Here is an 18,155-nt window from a genome sequence, read left to right on the forward strand (position 1 = left end):
TTATTGTTTTTTCTCTAGTATTGCCGCTTTCATTTTCTCCTTCGCTTCTTCATTTCGGTCAATTTTATGATCAGGTCTTGACCATTTTGGCTTTTCACCTAATGACTCGTATGCTGAGTCTTTTGCTTCTACCGTTTGTGGCTGTGTCTTTTTTGTGAATGGTTTTTGAGGATTTAATCCTAACATTTCAAACATTTTCATGTCTTCATTTACATCCGGGTTTGGTGTTGTTAGTAATTTATCTCCTGCAAATATTGAATTCGCTCCTGCAAAGAAACACATTGCTTGTCCTTCTCTACTCATGCTTGTTCTTCCTGCCGATAAACGCACTTGTGTTTCAGGCATTACAATTCTAGTTGTAGCTACCATACGAATCATTTCCCAGATTTCTACTGGTTTTTCATTTTCTAATGGTGTTCCATCAACTGCAACTAAAGCGTTAATTGGAACAGATTCTGGTTGTGGATTTAATGTTGCTAATGCTACGACCATTCCTGCTCTGTCAGCTACAGATTCTCCCATTCCAATAATTCCACCACTACAAACTGTTACATTTGTTTTACGAACATTGTCAATCGTTTCTAAACGATCTTCATATCCACGTGTTGAGATTACTTCTTTATAGTATTCTTCCGAAGAGTCTAAGTTGTGATTGTATGCGTATAATCCGGCTTCAGCCAAACGTTGTGCTTGATTTTCAGTTACCATTCCTAACGTACAGCAAACTTCCATGTCTAGTTTATTGATTGTACGTACCATTTCTAGTACTTGATCAAATTCTGGTCCGTCTTTTACATTTCGCCAAGCTGCTCCCATACATACACGTGAGCTTCCTGATGCTTTAGCTCGTAAAGCTTGTGCTTTTACGTGGCTAACTTTCATTAAATCATTTCCTTCAATATCGGTATGGTAACGTGCTGCTTGCGGGCAATAGCCACAATCTTCTGGGCAACCACCAGTTTTTATAGATAGTAATGTAGACACTTGTACTGTATTTGGATCGTGATGCAATCTGTGTACAGTCGCTGCTTCATATAGCAATTCCATCATTGGTTTGTTGTAAATTGCAATGATTTCTTCTTTAGTCCAATTGTGTCGTATGTTGTTCATAAAAAAGTTATTTGGTGACAAAAATAGTTATAACCATTTAGATTCTGCTTCTGTTGCGTCTAAAATATCAATTTTTAATATTCCAGCAATTTGTTTCGCCATTTTAAACGCATCGTCTTTGTTTTTTGTTGTGTATGCTTTGATGCGGTGATTTCCATTGTAAAATAAGTTTAATACAATAACATCACTTTTTACATTTGCTTCTGCAGATCTAGAACGAATGGTTATGGTTTCGGTTGTACTAAACACAGAAACATATTCTATTTCAGGTAAGTCTTCCCATTTTCCGAAACGAAATCCTAAGACTTCAATAAATGTTCTGTATTTTTCTATTTTTAAATCAATCTCAGTTCCATCCTTGTGTAAAAAAAATACAGAAATCCCGCAGACTATGAACCCATAATAGCCGCCTGCAAGTACTGAAAGTGCTCCAACAGAAAAAATAAAAACCCCAAAAACAATTTTTATTACTGGAGGTTTTCGCTTGAATTCTATTTTGTCATTATTCATTTATAAATTTTGTAAATAGTTTGTAAAATTTTTCAGTTTCTTCTAAGTATGGATTGTGCCCACTTTGCTCAAACATTACGAATTTTGCTTGTGGCATAAATTGCTTGTATTGTACTGCAAATTCTGGTGTAGAAACTCCATCATAACGACCAGCTATGATTAATGTCTTCGCTTTTACATCTTTTAATTCTTTTCGATAATCTTGATTGATCATACTTCCAGAAACATCAAAATCACCATCTTTTCCAATGATAGAAACATATACGTCATTTGCCCAACCACGATGCTTGTATGATGGTTTGTTTTGCTTGAGTTTTGTATTGTGATAGTATACATATTTGGTTGGAAAACTTCCGTAGACTTTTGAGAATTCAGGATCGCTTGAAACGTATCCTAATGCTCGAAGTGAATCTACTTTTTTCCACTTTTCGGGAAAATGTGTTTTTGCATAGCGATTGTAGCTATCGCAGTTTGCTTGCCACATTGCGCCACTATGAAAACCGTTAATCAACACCATTTTGTCTACATTGTCTTTGTATTTGATAGCATATGCTTGCGCAGGAACTGTTCCATAGGAATGACCAACTAACGAGATTTTTTTGAATCTTAAAAGTTTGCGTAGTTTTTCAATGAGTTCAACATCGTTTTCAACTGAGTATTCAGATTTATCTTTGGCGTCATCACTTTTTCCTCTTCCTAAGAAGTCAAAAAATACAACTGTATGTGTTTTGTAATACTGTCCAAAATTCCCTTCTAAATAGTCGTGTGAGTTTCCTGGACCGCCAGGTAAAAAGAAGATTGGATCACCTGTTCCTTTTATTTCAACATTTATTTTGTAACCATCAATTGTGTAGAATTTTGATTCAAATTTATCATAAATGTTTGCTTCTTGTTGTGCATAGATTGAAGAAGTTGCACTGAATAAAATTATAATTAAAAGACGTGACAATAGTTTCATATAGCTAGTGGTTTCTTGTAAATATAGCTATTTGACGGGAAAAGATGAATTATGTTACATAAGTAGAAAAGCATATGTAACCTATGCTTCTATTTTTTACTATAAAATTAGAATTCCCCGAAAATAATCACTTCCGAGGAATTAAATAAAATTAATAAGATGATCAGAACTTCTTCTGACCATAACTGACCGAAGTTAGCTTATGAATTAGAACGGAGAGCATGAAACAGCTCTACTACAACTAGGTCTGAAAGTTCCTCTACCACCTTTTACGTGATTTAATTCATCAAATTTAAAAACAGAGATTGCTTTTTTATTAAGACTCAACGATTTAAGATTCTTTTTTTTCATTGTATTGATTGTTTAAATGTAACCTACTCTATTAAAGGTTTTCGGTTTTCCCTTATTGAAATAAACATGTTAGTTATGCTTAGGTTTCAATACGAATGTCAATCATTTTAAGGTTAAATAAAATATTCATATCGCGAGATTAAAGAAATTAGGGTACAAAAAAAGTCTTGTGAAATACAAGACTCTTTTTATAGATTATAATAAGTTCGTTATTATTTAGAATGAGACTGGCAATTTTGCTGAAAAGTGACATTATCAAAATCTGTTGGAATACTTGAACCACCTTTAATTTGTTCGATAGTTTCTAAGTTTACTGTAGCTATCGTTGTTTTTTTGAAACTAATTTTTGTTACATTTTTTTTCATAATTGAAAAGGTTTTGATTATCTGATCTAAATATATGTTCTAGATGAAAATTAACGAAATTATAATACCCGATTTTAGGTAAAATAGGGCGCATTTTTAATGATTAGCAGCTTCCATCTTATTCAATTCTTTTATGTAGTAAGATGGGTTTAATTGTGTTTTATTTTTAAAATGTTTCACAAAAGAATCATCGCTTTTATATCCAAGTTCTGTTGCAATTCCTTTTATTGAGAATGACCTGAATTTTCTATCATTTTTTAATCGTTTTAAAACGTATTCTATTCTTAAATCATTGATGTAATCGTTGTAATTTTTCCCTTTATAATTATTAATTATTTGAGATAAATACGTAACATTTGTTTTTGTCCTTTTTGCGATAGATTGTAAACTACAGTTCGCATTTAAGAAATATTCCTGAGTTTCTAGCTTATCTAATCGTACAATTATTGCTTTAACAGTAGTATCATCAACAGGAATATTTTTTAGTTCATTTTTAGTTTTTTTAGGAAATGTTTCTTTTCCCTGTTCTTCCAAGATTGAGATTTTTTTAAGCAATGTTTTAAAAGTTACTCGATTTGTCTTTTGCTTTTTAACATATAGAATTAGTGTTAGAAAAAAAGCCGAACTAGCTATTACAATTCCCCATAGCATATAATTCATTGTCTGTTTGTCTTCTTTTCCTTGATTTCGCAATGCCACAATTTGAAGCAAAATACTTTCATTGTCCTGTTCATAGAATTTGTTTGCCGCTATATCTTTATTGTGTCTTGCTGTATTATTTATATTTATTACTTTGTTTAGTATTATTGTCGCTTCTTTATAATTTTCCTGTTTTGAGTAACATTTAGCTAGTAAGTTAAATGTATTTATGACACTATCCTTTTCTAGATCTTTATCTTTTATAAAAGCAGTAGAATTTAACAAATACTGAATTGCATTATCATATTCTTCAAGATCATAAAAACAACTAGCAATCGCATAATTCGTATTTATTTTAGGAAAAAAAGGATTGGCTATATAGTTTTCTTTTATAATTGCTTCTGCTTTGTATAAACACTCAAAAGCCTGTTTCCACTTTTTTTTATGCCTAAAAAACCTTCCTTTTTTAATGTATAAGTCAACAAGTCCTTCTTGGAAATTTAGTTTTTCTGCCAATGCTATTCCTTTTTCTATATGAGAAAACATTGTATCATAATTGCCTTGTGCCATGTAAGCATCACAAATAGTTGTTAATACTCTGACATGATTTTCTTTATTTTTAAAAGAAGCTTTGTCAATTAAGCTCAGCGCATACACAGAAAATTCTATTGCTTTTTCTTCTTTGTTTATCAAAGGAAGAAAAGCTATTAAACCAGAATATGCAATCAATTCCTGATCTATACTTTTATTCTTTTTAGCAATTGTTAGTGCATTATAATATGCTTCTATCGCTTTTTCACTTTTCCAACTATAGAAATAAGAGTTCCCTAGTTTCATATATGATTTAAATAAGAGATCGTTATTTTTTACCTCTTTAGCAATTTCGATAGCTTCTAAAAAGTAAGATATACTCTTTATATAGTTTTCATTTTTTTGCAATTCACTACCTACATCTATATGATGTTGTAATGTAGTTTTATTATTATTTTGAAAATTAGCAACTACTATTAGTTGCTGTTTTGAATATGAAACAGTCCTTGTTAAAAGAAAAAGGATTCCCAATAAAACAATTCGCATTACTAATAGTTTTTTATCCATTATAAACTAGAAAAAGAAGGTTCAACTTTCCTGATTTCGTAAATATACTAATTAACAATTGAGAATGAAGCACATAAAAAAATCCGCACGATGGCGGATTTTTTGTAATGTGAAAATTGAGAAATTATTATTCTCCTGTTGTTCCTTTATCAGAATCTTTTTTCGGAGTTTCTTTTGAAGGTTTTGGTTCATTTACTGGTTTTACATCTGTTGCTGCTTCCGTAGTAGCTTCAACATTTACAGTAGGCTTCCCTTTATCTGCAAGGTCTTTTCCTTTTAAGTATTCTGGCAATTCCATACCAGCCATGTTAAACATTTCCTGTAATGGCGGAACTGCTTTGTACATTCCTGAGATAAAGTTTGACGTAGACGTTTTACCATCTTTTCCGCCGCCGCCATTTTCCCAAACGGTCACTTTATCAATTTTGATGTTTTTAATTGCCTCAGCTTGTGTTTTCACTAACTCTGGTAATTTGTCAGCTACTAATAATAATACAGCATCTTTTGTATTGTTTCCAGCTGCTTTTACAATTTGATCTAAACCAGCTGCTTGCTTTGTTAATACTTCAAACTGACCTTGTGCTTCTGCTTGTGCTTTAAATAGTATGGCATCTGCTTCCCCTTTTGCAATTCTACGGATGTTTTCTGCTTCAGCTTCTGCATCAATTTCAATTTTCTTTTTGTCGATTTCTGCAGGTACAATAACGTCTGCCATTTGTGAAGCTCTTTCTCTTTCTGCTCTCGCACTTTCTGCTTCACGCTCTGCTGCATACGATTCTTCCAAGGCTTTTGCAGCTTGCACTTTTTCTGATGCAATTGCTCGCTTTTCTGCTTCTGCTTGCTTTTCTCTTCTTGAAGCATCCGATTCTGCAATCGATATTTTTGCTGTGTTTTCTCCATCAATTGCGCGTGCATTTGCTTCTGATGTCTTTATCCGTTCATCTTTTAATGCTTCTGCTTCTCCAATTTTTGCTAAAGCAACTGCATTCGCTGTCTGTACTCTTTCATTTTGGTTTGCGTTTGCTTCTCCAATTTTTGCTTCTGCCATTGCCGCAGCTACTTGTGTTCTTTCGTTTTGAGCTGCGTTTGCTTCTCCAATCTTAGCTTTCGCTTGCAATTCAGATACTTTGATACGCTCATCTTGTACGGCGTCTGCCTCACCAATAGAACCATCTCTGTTTTTCTCAGCAACCGATTTACGAGCTGCGTTTATTGCATGTGCTGCAGCTTCTTTACCAAGTGCTTCAATATATCCAGATTCATCAACGATATCTGTAATATTTACGTTGATCAGTTTTAAACCTACTTTCTTTAATTCCGTTTCAACACTTTCTGAAATATTAGTTAAGAATTTATCACGGTCATTATTAATTTCTTCAATATCCATAGAAGCTACTACTAAACGCAACTGTCCAAAGATAATTTCTTGTGCTAATTCTTGAATTTCATTTTGTCCTAATCCTAACAAACGCTCAGCTGCATTTTGCATAACGCCTGGTTCTGTTGAGATACCAATAGTGAATCGGGAAGGTACGTTTACACGAATATTTTGCTTACTTAAGGCATTTACTAAGTTTACCTCTATTGAAATTGGGGTTAAATCTAAGAATTCATAGTCTTGAATAACTGGCATTATAAACGCCGCACCACCATGAATACATTTTGCAGACTGTCCGCCACCAACTTTTCCATAGACTACTAAGATTCTATCCGAAGGACAACGTTTGTATCTACGAATAAATACCGTGATTATAATAAAAATAAAAAGAGCTATAAAAACAAATAAGATTAATGAAGATGCGCCCGCAAGCGGATTTCCATCACTGCTCTGCAATAATAAGTGTGTCATAAATTTATTGATTTAATGGTTGTACGATTAATATTCCTGTTCCTGTAATGTCTTTAACTTCAACTACGGTTCCTGTTTTTAAGGTTTCTTCACTATCTGCGAGTGCATCCAATTCGCGCAAAGCACCTTGAATGTTGACATGAACTTTCCCTATTTTAGAACGATTGGCTCCAATAGTAAGATATACTTCTCCAACATTTCCAACAGCATTTTCAAGCTTCAACGTTCCGCTACTTACTAATTTATTGATATAATAGATTAAAGCTCCCATAATGAACATCATAATGAGCCCGGCAATAGTAGAAACTAGAATGGTGATTCCTTTTCCATATCCTGCATCCATGCAAGAAATTCCTGCCCAGCTAAAGATTGTAAAGAATGCTACTAAGTTTTTGAAGCTAAAGAATTGAAAACCAATTCCTGTATCGCTTTCTATTTCGGCATCTACATCACCATCAACGCCATCTGCATCACCAACTAAAAATGTAGTGATGAGAACAAATACGAAAATTGTAGATGAAATTCCTGCAATAACCCAATAGAATTTCTCAAAATATGTCAATGCTGAAAACCATTCTGCCATAGCTAAAAGTTTTTAAATAGTTAATTTTTAATGTTTTGTACTAAAATTAGTCACGTGTAAGTAATATAGAAACTGCATTTCCTCCAAATCCAACCGCATTTACCAAAATATTTTTGAGTTGTGCAGGTGGTTTTTCCTCGTCAAGATAAGGAATAGAAATGAATTTTTGATATTGTATCATAAGTATTGCAAGTTCTACACTTAACATTCCTGAAGCTCCAAATGTGTGACCTATCTTCCACTTATTCGTAGTGAGTTTTGGCATTTTGTTACAAAAAATCTTTTTGATTGCATTATATTCTGCTAAATCACCTTTTATTGTTCCAGGTGCATGCATTACAATAGCATCGATTTCTTCAGGTAGATGATTGCCCAAAGCCATACACATCGATTTTTCAAAACATTCTCCATCGGCTGAAATTGAAGTATTGTGCTTTAAGATTTCTGTAGCATACCCAATTCCTCTAATTTTTGCCAATGCATTTGGTTTTTCACCTTTTTCCAAACAGATTGAAGCAGCTCCTTCACCCAAAATCATGGTGTTTCGCTTTTTTTCTAAGTCAAGTGATAAACAAGGATATGCTACTTCTTTTTTTGCATAAATGTGCAATGCTTTCATTTGTGCAATTGTAAACGGTGTTAACGGCGCTTCACTTCCACCAACTAAGAATGTTGAAGCCATTCCCGACTGCAACCAAGCAACTCCATTTAATAAAGCATGCAACGCTGTAGAGCAGGTAATAGAATGTGATATTTGCGGTCCTGTAGTTTGCAAATCGTGCGCAACCCAAGATGAAATATTCCCTAATGTTGTGGTTGGAGAACTTAGTGTTTGTGCGTGTTGACTTTCTAAGAAATCTTTATGATATTTTTCAAATAGTGTTGTGGCTCCTCTTGAGGAACCAATGTTGATTCCGAAGTCATTTTCATCATTCCAACCTGCATTTTTAATGGCAATTCGCGAAGCAAGTATTGCATACAATACACTATTATCAAGACTCTTATATTTAGAATTGGAATTTTTTAACGCTTCTATTTCAGTTTTTGCTGTTGCAGAAAGTGGCGCTGTGTACACATTTTTATTTTGAATTGTTTCTATCTGGAAACAATGTGAATTATTTGTATAATGTTTCCAAATTTCGGCTTGTGTACTTCCCAATGGAGACACCGAACCCAAGCCAGTTATTGAAATACAGTCATGCATCATATAAACATATATTGAGAGTGCTAATATCGTAAGAAATGTGATGATTTACTAACATTTATAGTCTCTATATTTTAGAAATTATATTAGCTTTTACACTTATAAAAAATTAGATATTATATCTTGTGTTTTTTAACCGTGATACAAAACTACTGTTGGATGAATTTTTCTAAAATTTCCTTGTTGTTCCTTTTTCTTCCTTTTTTGCTTTTGGGAAACAACAATGATTCTATTGCTGATTTTAAAAATAAATCTTTAAAAAACCAGCACTTTTTCCTAGAAAACCAAGTAGATGTTAATTATAATATTGAACCTTTTATTAGTGTTTTTTTAAAGAATGCTACCCAAAAAAAAGACACTATATATCTTACCAAAGCGTATTATTTTCTTTATAAATTAAGTAGAAAGGAAAAACAATTAGATACCGCTCATAAACATATAGATACTGCCATTGAAATTGCTAAAATGACAAATAACGATTCTCTGTTAGGTTCTTTTTATCATGCAAAAGGCGCTATTTATAATGCACAGTCAGCGTATTCAAACACTATAAATTATTATTTAAAAGCATACGATATTCTGAGAGTTAATGGAGCTACAAGTAATCGACTTACTTTAGAGTTTGATATTGTTAGCTATAAATTAAAAACAAAAAATACACAAACAACTCTTGATAATTATAAAGGCATTATTCATGCTTTTGATTCTTTAGTGAAGAAAAATCCAAATTCAAGACTCATCAATATACGATTCATTAAAATGCTTTTGAACGTAGGACAATCTTATACTAAAAAAGGATTGTACAACGAAGCTTTTAATTCATATAATAAAGGTTTAAAACTTAGTAATAAACACAATTATTTATTTGGTCAATATATTGCTACTGGAGGAAAAGGAAACGTGCTTACTGCTCAAAAAAAATATGAAGAAGCAATCCTAGAACTTGATAAAGCATTGCTTTTGACAGCTAAATCGAACTTGAAACTCGTAGCGCCTTTTTTATTGTTGGATAAAGGAAAATGCTATTTTGGTTTAGAAGATTATAAAAATGCACTTAAAAGTTTGACAAGTGTAGATTCTATTATTCAAAAAGAAAGTTTGCATTTTATTGGTTTAGACGCAACATACAAAGTATTAGCAGAAACCTATATAAAATTAGAAAATCCTGAAAAAGCAAACACAGCTTTCCAAACTTATATTGATAGAAACAAATTTAGTGCTGAAAAAAAGCTAGAGTTATACCAATCTATTTTTGAAGGATACGATCTTAAGAACGCAGAACAGATTATTAATCGTAAAACTGAAAAAACAAAAATACTGGAAAATCATTTAACCAAAACAATTGCCATTATTGCCTTATTACTAATAAGTTTAATTGGTTTATTTATTTTTTACAAGCAAAAACAACGATCAAACATACTTAAATTTGAATTGCTTTTAAAAGAGTTAGCAACTAAAGAAGGCCATAAATCTTCCACAAGTATTGAACACCCTAGATTTACTTTATCTGATGAAAAAGCTACTGAAATTCTAACTATTTTGGAGAAATTTGAATCGGATTTATCCTTTTTAGATAAAAAATACAACTTAGCTACGTTGGCAAAAAAATGCAATACAAATTCTAATTATTTATCTAAAGTAATTAACCAATATAAAGAAAAAACATTTTCAGAATATATAAACTTTCTTAGAATAGAATATGCCATAAAATCCTTAAAAGAAGATAGAAAGTTGCGTTTTTACACTATACAATCTATTGCAGAAGAAGTTGGTTTTAACAAAGCTGAATCATTTTCTAAAGCTTTTAAAAAAAGGACTGGAATTAATCCTTCTTTTTATATTAAAAATCTTAATAATCAGTAAATATAGGAAAGTCAGAATTTCACGACTTTCATGAAAATCGTGAATCAACATTATGATTTCACTATTGTATAGAGTTTCTTGCTTATATAAACCACATCAAAGTTAACAATATGAAAAACATCAAAAGTAAAAAGTTACAATTAAAGAAAACCACAATTAGACGCTTAGAAACTTTACATGAAGTTAAAGGTGGAACAAGTGCTTTTGGAGGATCAACTGAAGGTTTAGTAAGAGCACTTTCTGTCGATTTACCAATTAATGAATGTCTATAACCACTACTTTGATTAACTCTAAAAAGAGGCTAGTTTTTATATAAAATTAGCCTCTTTTTTTCTTTAGTTTAAGATTTATTCCTTTTGAGAATAGTTGCATCTACTAGCGACACTGATGCATTGGTAAGTCAAGTGATATATTTTGACAAACTCTGTTTTCAACACAATTAGTTTGAAGACTTACTACTGGAACTGGCACTAAAGTAGTCATTCCTCCTTTAATACTATTGTCAAAGTTTGCTATTGTCTTCTTTTCTAATTTCAATGTTTTTAATTCTCTTTTTTTCATTTTATAAAGTTTTTATAATTAGTAATGATCCAAAACTATAGCCGAAAACAATAATTTACAAGACCATACTAACGACTTTCGTGAAAATCGATATTGATTTTCACGAAAGTCGAGTACAGAATATTTATGAATTTTTTAGACCTCTTTTTGTTTTTTGATTATTTTTAAAACTCCTTTGTATTATATTAAAACTGCTATTATGATTTTGAGTTATCGACGAATGCTTTTTACATTTTTTCTCTTTTTTTCTACTATAGTATTCTCACAAGATGATTCACTTGCTGTTTTTAAAGAAAAAAATCTTTCAGAACAACATGATTATTTAAAAGAATATATTGGTCCTTCACAAAATATAGAGGCATACATTGCTGCTTTTTTAAATCAGGCAACTGAAAAAAAAGACACACATTATATTGCTACTTCCTATTATTTTAAAAATCGTATTTACAGAAAATCAAAAGCATACGCTAAAGCACATTTAGCTATTGACAAAGCTATTTTTCTAGCAACTAAGAGTAAAGACGATTCATTATTAGGTTCTTTTTATCATGCAAAAGGTGCTACATTTTATTATCAATCAAAGTATACTGAAACCTTAGATTTTTATTTGAAAGCAGATGAAATTATGAAGACTAAAGGTTCAGTAGAGAATCGGTTAACGCTTCAGTTTGATATTGCAACTTATAAATTAAAGATTACTAAGGAAAAAGGAGCCTTAGCCAAATTTAATAAAATTTTACACGCATTCGATTCGTTACTTTCCACAAAACCTGATTCACGTTTTTTACAAAGACGATTTATAAAAATGCTAAACAGTACAGCATTACGATATACCGAAAAAGGTGTATATGATAAAGCAATTGAACTGTATTCAAAAAGTCTTTCTTTGAGTAAAACGCCTTATTTTATTACTGAAAAATGCATTGCTATTGGAGGTAAAGGAAATGTATACACTACTCAAAAAGAGTATAATAAAGCTATTACACAATTAGATGAGGCACTCGAAATTTCCACAAAAAATCCTGATTTGTATTTAATAACTCCATATTTATTATTTGATAAAGGAAAATGTTTATTTGGGTTAAAAAAGTATGATGAAGCGCTTGAAGTTCTTCAAAAAGCACATACAATTATAACGACCAAACAGTTAAATTTCATCAAATTGGATAAAGTATATCCATTACTAGCTAAAACACATGTGAAATTAGGAAATCATGAAAAAGCAACCACAATATATAGTGAATATATTAAGCGTAATGATTTAAATAAAGATATGCGTTTTGCATTACATCAAACTATTTTTGGCAATGATTTAAAGAATGAAAAAGAGCGTGCTGATAAAGCAGAAGAAACGTCTAGTTTGTTTAAAAAATATTTTATCCAAACTATTGTAGTTGCGGCATTATCTATTTTGATTGCTATTATTTTCTTTGTGTATTATAGAAATGTACAAAAGCAGAAACTGATAAAGTTTCATGAATTGATTCAAGAATTAAAAACGAAGGAAGTTAAAACTCAAAAAGTTACTCCTTCTGGATATGTATTATCTGATGAAAAAACCGCTAAAATATTAGACAATTTGGAAGTACTTGAAGCAAAGCTGTTTTTCCTAGACAAAAAATATAACCTTACTACGTTAGCAAAAAAATGTAACACAAATTCCAGCTATTTATCAAAAGTAATTAATTCACATAAAGGAAAAACGTTTTCAGAGTATATGACTGATATGCGCATTACATATGTATTAAATGCACTGAAAGATGATAAAAAACTACGTTCTTATACGATTCAATCTATTGCAGAAGAAATAGGTTTTAAGAAGTCAGAGTCATTTGCAAAAGCATTTAAGAAACAAACTGGATTCAATCCTTCTTTTTACATCAAAAACCTTGATAATCTATAAATTACAACATAACCTTAGTAATCTATTTTTATAAAAATCGAGAGTAAGTATTGGGATTGTAATACGAAATTGATTTACTTCATGCTTATTAATTAACTCTAAAACTTGTATTATGAAAAGTAAAACTTATAAAAAGTTATCCCTTAAAAAAATCACGATTTCTACACATGAAATTTATGGCGGTACAGATGATGAAATTAAGTCTAGTGCATTTGATGAACCTACAGAAACTCCAACTCCAATAAATGAAGAGTCTAGATTAATTAGCGCTAATAATGAAACCTGCGTTTAATACTCTTCGTTAATAAAAACAAAAGCTCTTGAGTTATTCTCAAGAGCTTTTTTGTTGTTATACACACGGATGTACTGACAAACAAGGATTTGGAATGTCTGTATTTCCAGTAAATGAGTTTTCACAAAGTCTGTGTTCTTTAGTTGGCTCAACTGGACATAAAATTACAGAGATAATTCCTCCTTTAGCGCTTTCTAAATTAGAGATCAATTTCTTGTTTAATTTTAAACTTTTTAAACTTCTTTTCTTCATAAAAATATAATTTTAAGATTAATAATTTGATTCAAAACTATATTGAATTTCAACGCTTTACAATCTGTTATTCACTGCTTTTATAAAAATCTAGGTTGTTTTTATAAAAATCGATTCTATAAAAATTACTATTACATCTGTAACATTTTCTGTATTTTAGAACTTATCTATAGAACTCTTAAAAAAATAGTATGGATTACAACGACGATTTTCAAGAACCTAGAAAAAATTGGTGGCAACGCAACTGGAAATGGTTTGTACCCACAGGTTGTTTAACGCTAATAGCCGTTTTTATAATTTTTATAGCTGTAATGTTTTTTACGGTGACATCAATGTTAAAAGAATCTACTCCATATGTTGATGCGTTTGAAAACGCAACAACTAATAGCTATGTTATTGAACAACTTGGTGAACCTATTGAACAATCTGCATTGATTCAAGGACAAATTTCTGTTTCTGATACTGAAAGTGATGCAAATATTCGTGTGCCGTTAAAAGGTCCAAAAGGTGGCGCTTTGCTACATGTTATTGGTACAAAAAACAACGAGGTTTGGAGTTACAGTAAAATGAAGATCTATTTTGTAACTAGCAAAGACAGTCTTGATTTGTTAGAATGATAGTTTTATATTTATCATTAAATTAGATTGGAACAGAACCTTGAATTAACATTTTTTAAAGCTCATTGAGAGTTTCTCGTATCGAATTGTATATTTTTTGTAATTGTTCGTCAGTGGTAATGTATGGCGCTAAAATGTATATCGTATTTCCTAACGGACGCAAACAAACACCTTTATTCATAAATGAACTGAATAATTGATCACGTAAGTTTCCGTAACGTTCCATTGTAATATTTAAATCGAGCGCATAAATCTGTCCTAGTTGTCGTGTTGAACCAACTTTTGGGTGATTTTTTATACTTGCGTCAAAAGCTTTGTGCGAAGCTTCAATTCGCTTCATGCTATTTTGAATGTCTTCTGATTGTAACAATTCAATTCCCGCTATAGCGGCAGTACACGCAACCGGATTTCCCGAATATGTATGTCCATGAAAGAATCCTTTTTTCATATCATCAGCATAGAAAGCATCGTATACTTTTTGACTGCAACTTGTAATTGCCATTGGCACCATTCCGGCAGATAATGCTTTGGAAAGACACATGATATCTGGTTTTGTTTCTATATACTCAGAAGCAAAGTTTTTTCCTGTTTTTCCAAAACCAGTCATTACTTCATCTGCAATCGTTACCACATTATGTGCTTGTGCAATTTTTAAAATTTCGTTGATGTGTGTTGCTTCATGCATTTTCATTGCCGCAGCACCTTGCACTAAAGGTTCGTAGACAAATGCAGCAACTTTATGTTCTGTAATGAGTTTTGTAAAAAGTGCTTTTACTTCATCTATATTTTCAGCATTTGGAACAGGAATTCGAGCTACATCAATAAAGAATTCTTCAAAAGGTCCATTGTAAACCGATAATCCTGAAACTGACATTGCGCCAAAAGTATCACCATGAAAACCGTTTTCCAACGCAATGATTTTTGTACGTTTTTCATTTTGATTGAAATGATATTGCAGCGCCATTTTTATTCCAACATCAATTGCCGTAGAGCCATTGTCTGAAAAGAATAGTTTTTCTTGATTCTCTGGAAGAATTTTAATGAGTTTTTCCGAAAGTTCCACAGCTGGTTTATGCGTAAATCCTGTAAAAACTACATGATCTAAGGTTTTCATTTGCTGATGAACTTTGTCAATGATATACTCATTACAATGTCCGTACATGCATGTGTACCAAGAAGCAATTCCGTCAATATATTCGTTTCCGTTTTCATCATACAAAACTGCGCCTTTTGCTTTTGTAATTGCAATATGATTTGGATGCGATTTGTGCTGGGTTAGCGGATGCCAAAGGTGTTTTTTATCTCTTTCTTGTAAACTCATTATAACTTTTCTTTGAATAGTTCCGCGTATTCGCGAATTACATTTTGATCAAAATACGGTTCTTCTTCAATGCGTCCAATTACGGGAACATTGGTCATTTTTTTGATAATTGCTTCTGTAGTTGGATGTTCGTTTCCACTAAAAATAATAGAAACATTAAACCCTTTTTCTTTCAATAAAGCAACCGTTAATAAGGTATGATTGATACTTCCCAAATAGTGACGTGAAACCACAATAACGTGATATTCTGGCTTTATAATATCTAAAACAGTGTGCTCATTGTTTAATGGAACTAATATTCCGCCAGCACCTTCAACCACTAAATGATTTTCCGTTTTAGGTTCTGTAATCTTTTTAAGATCAATTGTAATATTATCAATTTCTGCAGAAGCATGTGGACTCATTGGCGTATTGAGCGCATAACTATTTTTGTGAATTTTAGTTTTATTATTTGAAATGTATCGTTCAATTTTATGACTGTCCGAATTCTCTAAATCGCCTGCTTGTATTGGTTTCCAGTAATCAGCTTCCAACGCTTCTACTAAGATTGCGGAAGTGACAGTTTTACCAACTTCCGTAGAAATTCCTGTGACAAATATTTTTTTCTGCATTTGTTATTTTGCTTTCTTATTGAAAATTTCTCCACATTCTCCACACAAATAACGTGTTGGTTCAAAGAATGGAAATAATAAATAGAGTAGTTTTTTTCGTGGTGGTGCAATTAATATCCGATTTTCTTTACAGTTTGGACATGTAATTCTGTTTCCTTGCCTGTCAACTTCATATTCACGAAGTTCGTTATACAATGCTATTGCCTCGTCTTTATCTTTTATATGAACTTGCAATTTCACACCTCCAATTGCATTGCTTATTAACGGATCAGCGTCAAGCGTATGCTCATCTTTTAGAAAGACTTCAATACCTTGCGATTCAAATCTTCCTTTCATGACCTGTGCTTCCGCTGTGAAATCAAAAGCAGCTATTGTATAAAAATCGTTTTCCATAGTATTATTTGTAATATAAACTTGAGAGTGTGTTGATCATTTCTTTGATTTCTTGTGTCGAATTGTACGCGTGTAAACAAAATCGTAAACGTTCTTTTCCTTCTGGAACTGTTGGTGATAGTATTGGTTTTACATCAAATCCTTTTGCTCGCAATGCTGCTGCTGCTTTCTTTACGTTATCATTTCCAGGTATGATATAACAATGAATTGCAGATTCACTTGGAATGAATTTTAGCAGTTGCGTTGCTTGCATAAATGTAAAAATTCGAAGTTTTAAACGTTTTACATCTATACAATCTACCAATTTATCATACGCTATTTTTATCGTTGCAATTGCATGTGGTGATAAACCTGTTGTGTAAATAAAGCTTCTTGCAAAGTTGATTAGATAGCTTTTTAATTCGTTACTTCCTAAAATAACAGCTCCATGGCAACCTAATGCTTTTCCAAATGTATATATACGAGCAAATACTTCTTGCTCTAAGCCTAATTGTTGCAATAATCCTTCTCCATCATCTCCAAAAACACCTAATGCATGCGCCTCATCTACAACAAGGTAACAATTGTTTTTATTACAAAAGTTTACAAACTCAACTAAGTTTGGTGAATCTCCATCCATGGAAAACACAGATTCTGTAACTATATATATTTCTTGAGAATCTTCAAGTTGTTTTGAAATATTGCTGACTTTTTTGGCTACATCTTCTAAGTCATTATGCTTGAATTTGTATGATTTGGCATTACTCATGGCAATTCCATCACGAATGGACGCATGAATAAATTCATCATATAATATTATATCTCCACGCAATGGAACAGCTGAAAAGAAGCCAATATTTGCATCATATCCCGAATTGAATAGCAAGGCAGCTTCACTATTGTGAAATGTACAAATTTGTGCTTCTACTTCTTCATACAGTTCTGAATTTCCAGAAAGCAATCGTGAACCTGTTGCTCCATTATGTTTTAGATTTCGATCGACTAAAAGTTGATGTGTTTTTTCAAAAATCGATTCCGATGTTGCAAAACCTAAGTAATCATTAGACGAAAAATCGATTGGTTTTTTTTCTATTGAAAGTGAACGTAATGTATTTTTTTGAGTACGTTCTTGAATTTTAGCTTGAAGCCTTTTAGGTGTTCTCATAACTCAATCCATTTTGAATCATTTGCGACCGTTGCGTCCAATAAATCTATTCGTAAAGATGTTGCTAATTGTTTTCCAGTTTCCATTGCTTCTTCTTCATCAAACATGTGATATATTTTGAAATGCTTGTTTCCTAAATACCATAAATTGATTTCAAAGATGCCTTCTTCTTTTTGAAATACCGAAATGTATTCGAGTTCAGGTAATGGATTCCATTTTCCTAGTTTGAACCATAAAACTGCACGTTCATGCTTATATAAATTATTTTTGAAATCGAAATAGTACGTTTGAATTACAGAGTAATAAAAAGCAGCTAATAATGCCACTGCTCCAATTTGTATCAAATCCATTTGTTTTAGCACATATTTCCTATCAAAAGAAAATTCCAACCAAAAAAAGAAAAGAAAAGCACTACCAATCACAACAGAATATAGAAATGCTGCTATGATATTATGCCAAAGCGATCTTTTCCCTTGTGATATGATAACTTCATCTTTCATAGTGTAAAAATACTGATTATGTTTTATGTAC

At 31.8% G+C, this 18,155-nt stretch carries 21 protein-coding genes; 5 read left to right on the plus strand and 16 right to left on the minus strand.

Going from position 1 to position 18,155, the window contains the following annotated elements; genetic code table 11:
• The 9 genes from bioB to ACUUYC_RS05090 form a co-directional block, all read right to left on the minus strand.
• Window positions 1-1,110 (minus strand): biotin synthase BioB, encoded by a 1,110-nt coding sequence (gene bioB, locus ACUUYC_RS05050; RefSeq protein WP_474264385.1) that lies wholly within the window; start codon window positions 1,108-1,110, stop codon window positions 1-3.
• Window positions 1,111-1,137: 27 nt separating this feature from the next.
• Complete coding sequence (locus ACUUYC_RS05055; RefSeq protein WP_474264386.1) at window positions 1,138-1,620, minus strand: hypothetical protein; 483 nt, start codon at window positions 1,618-1,620, stop codon at window positions 1,138-1,140.
• Complete coding sequence (locus ACUUYC_RS05060) at window positions 1,613-2,578, minus strand: alpha/beta fold hydrolase (protein WP_474264387.1); 966 nt, start codon at window positions 2,576-2,578, stop codon at window positions 1,613-1,615. The genes ACUUYC_RS05055 and ACUUYC_RS05060 overlap by 8 nt, the downstream gene beginning before the upstream one ends.
• 207 nt (window positions 2,579-2,785) lie before the next feature.
• On the minus strand, window positions 2,786-2,929 hold the full coding sequence (locus ACUUYC_RS05065) for a class I lanthipeptide (RefSeq protein ID WP_474264388.1): 144 nt from the start codon (window positions 2,927-2,929) through the stop codon (window positions 2,786-2,788).
• A 212-nt stretch (window positions 2,930-3,141) separates the two neighbouring features.
• A complete protein-coding gene (locus ACUUYC_RS05070) occupies window positions 3,142-3,294 on the minus strand; it encodes a class I lanthipeptide (protein ID WP_474264389.1) in 153 nt (50 codons plus the stop codon).
• Between the two features lie 96 nt (window positions 3,295-3,390).
• Complete coding sequence (locus ACUUYC_RS05075; protein WP_474264390.1) at window positions 3,391-5,010, minus strand: tetratricopeptide repeat protein; 1,620 nt, start codon at window positions 5,008-5,010, stop codon at window positions 3,391-3,393.
• Between the two features lie 148 nt (window positions 5,011-5,158).
• Window positions 5,159-6,880: a flotillin family protein gene (locus ACUUYC_RS05080; RefSeq protein WP_474264391.1), complete on the minus strand. Its 1,722-nt coding sequence runs from the start codon at window positions 6,878-6,880 to the stop codon at window positions 5,159-5,161.
• 4 nt (window positions 6,881-6,884) lie between these two features.
• Entirely contained in the window at window positions 6,885-7,463 is a 579-nt protein-coding gene (locus ACUUYC_RS05085) for a hypothetical protein (RefSeq protein WP_474264392.1), read from the minus strand.
• A gap of 46 nt (window positions 7,464-7,509) precedes the next feature.
• Window positions 7,510-8,667, minus strand: a complete 1,158-nt coding sequence (locus tag ACUUYC_RS05090; protein WP_474266352.1) for a beta-ketoacyl synthase N-terminal-like domain-containing protein — start codon at window positions 8,665-8,667, stop codon at window positions 7,510-7,512.
• 159 nt (window positions 8,668-8,826) lie between these two features.
• Here ACUUYC_RS05090 and ACUUYC_RS05095 point away from each other — a divergent pair, with 159 nt between their 5' ends.
• Entirely contained in the window at window positions 8,827-10,530 is a 1,704-nt protein-coding gene (locus ACUUYC_RS05095) for a helix-turn-helix domain-containing protein (protein WP_474264393.1), read from the plus strand.
• Between the two features lie 110 nt (window positions 10,531-10,640).
• A complete protein-coding gene (locus ACUUYC_RS05100; protein WP_474264394.1) occupies window positions 10,641-10,802 on the plus strand; it encodes a hypothetical protein in 162 nt (53 codons plus the stop codon).
• 103 nt (window positions 10,803-10,905) lie between these two features.
• Here the strand turns inward: ACUUYC_RS05100 and ACUUYC_RS05105 are convergent, their stop codons facing one another.
• Window positions 10,906-11,091 carry a hypothetical protein gene (locus tag ACUUYC_RS05105; protein WP_474264395.1) on the minus strand — a complete coding sequence of 62 codons (186 nt, stop codon included), beginning with the start codon at window positions 11,089-11,091 and terminating at the stop codon, window positions 10,906-10,908.
• A 199-nt stretch (window positions 11,092-11,290) separates the two neighbouring features.
• On the opposite strand from ACUUYC_RS05105, the gene ACUUYC_RS05110 reads away from it, so the two are divergent.
• Entirely contained in the window at window positions 11,291-12,994 is a 1,704-nt protein-coding gene (locus ACUUYC_RS05110; protein WP_474264396.1) for a tetratricopeptide repeat protein, read from the plus strand.
• A 112-nt stretch (window positions 12,995-13,106) separates the two neighbouring features.
• Window positions 13,107-13,286, plus strand: a complete 180-nt coding sequence (locus ACUUYC_RS05115; protein WP_474264397.1) for a hypothetical protein — start codon at window positions 13,107-13,109, stop codon at window positions 13,284-13,286.
• A gap of 57 nt (window positions 13,287-13,343) precedes the next feature.
• Here ACUUYC_RS05115 and ACUUYC_RS05120 read toward each other — a convergent pair whose 3' ends face one another.
• Window positions 13,344-13,538 (minus strand): hypothetical protein, encoded by a 195-nt coding sequence (locus ACUUYC_RS05120; RefSeq protein WP_431370356.1) that lies wholly within the window; start codon window positions 13,536-13,538, stop codon window positions 13,344-13,346.
• Window positions 13,539-13,729: 191 nt separating this feature from the next.
• On the opposite strand from ACUUYC_RS05120, the gene ACUUYC_RS05125 reads away from it, so the two are divergent.
• Window positions 13,730-14,155, plus strand: a complete 426-nt coding sequence (locus ACUUYC_RS05125; RefSeq protein ID WP_474264398.1) for a cytochrome c oxidase assembly factor Coa1 family protein — start codon at window positions 13,730-13,732, stop codon at window positions 14,153-14,155.
• Between the two features lie 55 nt (window positions 14,156-14,210).
• Here ACUUYC_RS05125 and bioA read toward each other — a convergent pair whose 3' ends face one another.
• The 5 genes from bioA to ACUUYC_RS05150 are packed head-to-tail and all read right to left on the minus strand — an operon-like array spanning window position 14,211 to window position 18,124.
• On the minus strand, window positions 14,211-15,476 hold the full coding sequence (gene bioA, locus ACUUYC_RS05130; protein ID WP_474264399.1) for an adenosylmethionine--8-amino-7-oxononanoate transaminase: 1,266 nt from the start codon (window positions 15,474-15,476) through the stop codon (window positions 14,211-14,213).
• Window positions 15,476-16,087 (minus strand): dethiobiotin synthase, encoded by a 612-nt coding sequence (gene bioD / locus ACUUYC_RS05135; protein WP_474264400.1) that lies wholly within the window; start codon window positions 16,085-16,087, stop codon window positions 15,476-15,478. The genes bioA and bioD overlap by 1 nt, the downstream gene beginning before the upstream one ends.
• 3 nt (window positions 16,088-16,090) lie before the next feature.
• Window positions 16,091-16,480 (minus strand): putative signal transducing protein, encoded by a 390-nt coding sequence (locus tag ACUUYC_RS05140; RefSeq protein ID WP_474264401.1) that lies wholly within the window; start codon window positions 16,478-16,480, stop codon window positions 16,091-16,093.
• A 4-nt stretch (window positions 16,481-16,484) separates the two neighbouring features.
• Entirely contained in the window at window positions 16,485-17,624 is a 1,140-nt protein-coding gene (locus ACUUYC_RS05145) for an aminotransferase class I/II-fold pyridoxal phosphate-dependent enzyme (RefSeq protein WP_474264402.1), read from the minus strand.
• A complete protein-coding gene (locus ACUUYC_RS05150) occupies window positions 17,621-18,124 on the minus strand; it encodes a hypothetical protein (protein WP_474264403.1) in 504 nt (167 codons plus the stop codon). The genes ACUUYC_RS05145 and ACUUYC_RS05150 overlap by 4 nt, the downstream gene beginning before the upstream one ends.
• Window positions 18,125-18,155: the final 31 nt, after the last annotated feature.

Source organism: Kordia sp. E (assembly GCF_056033805.1).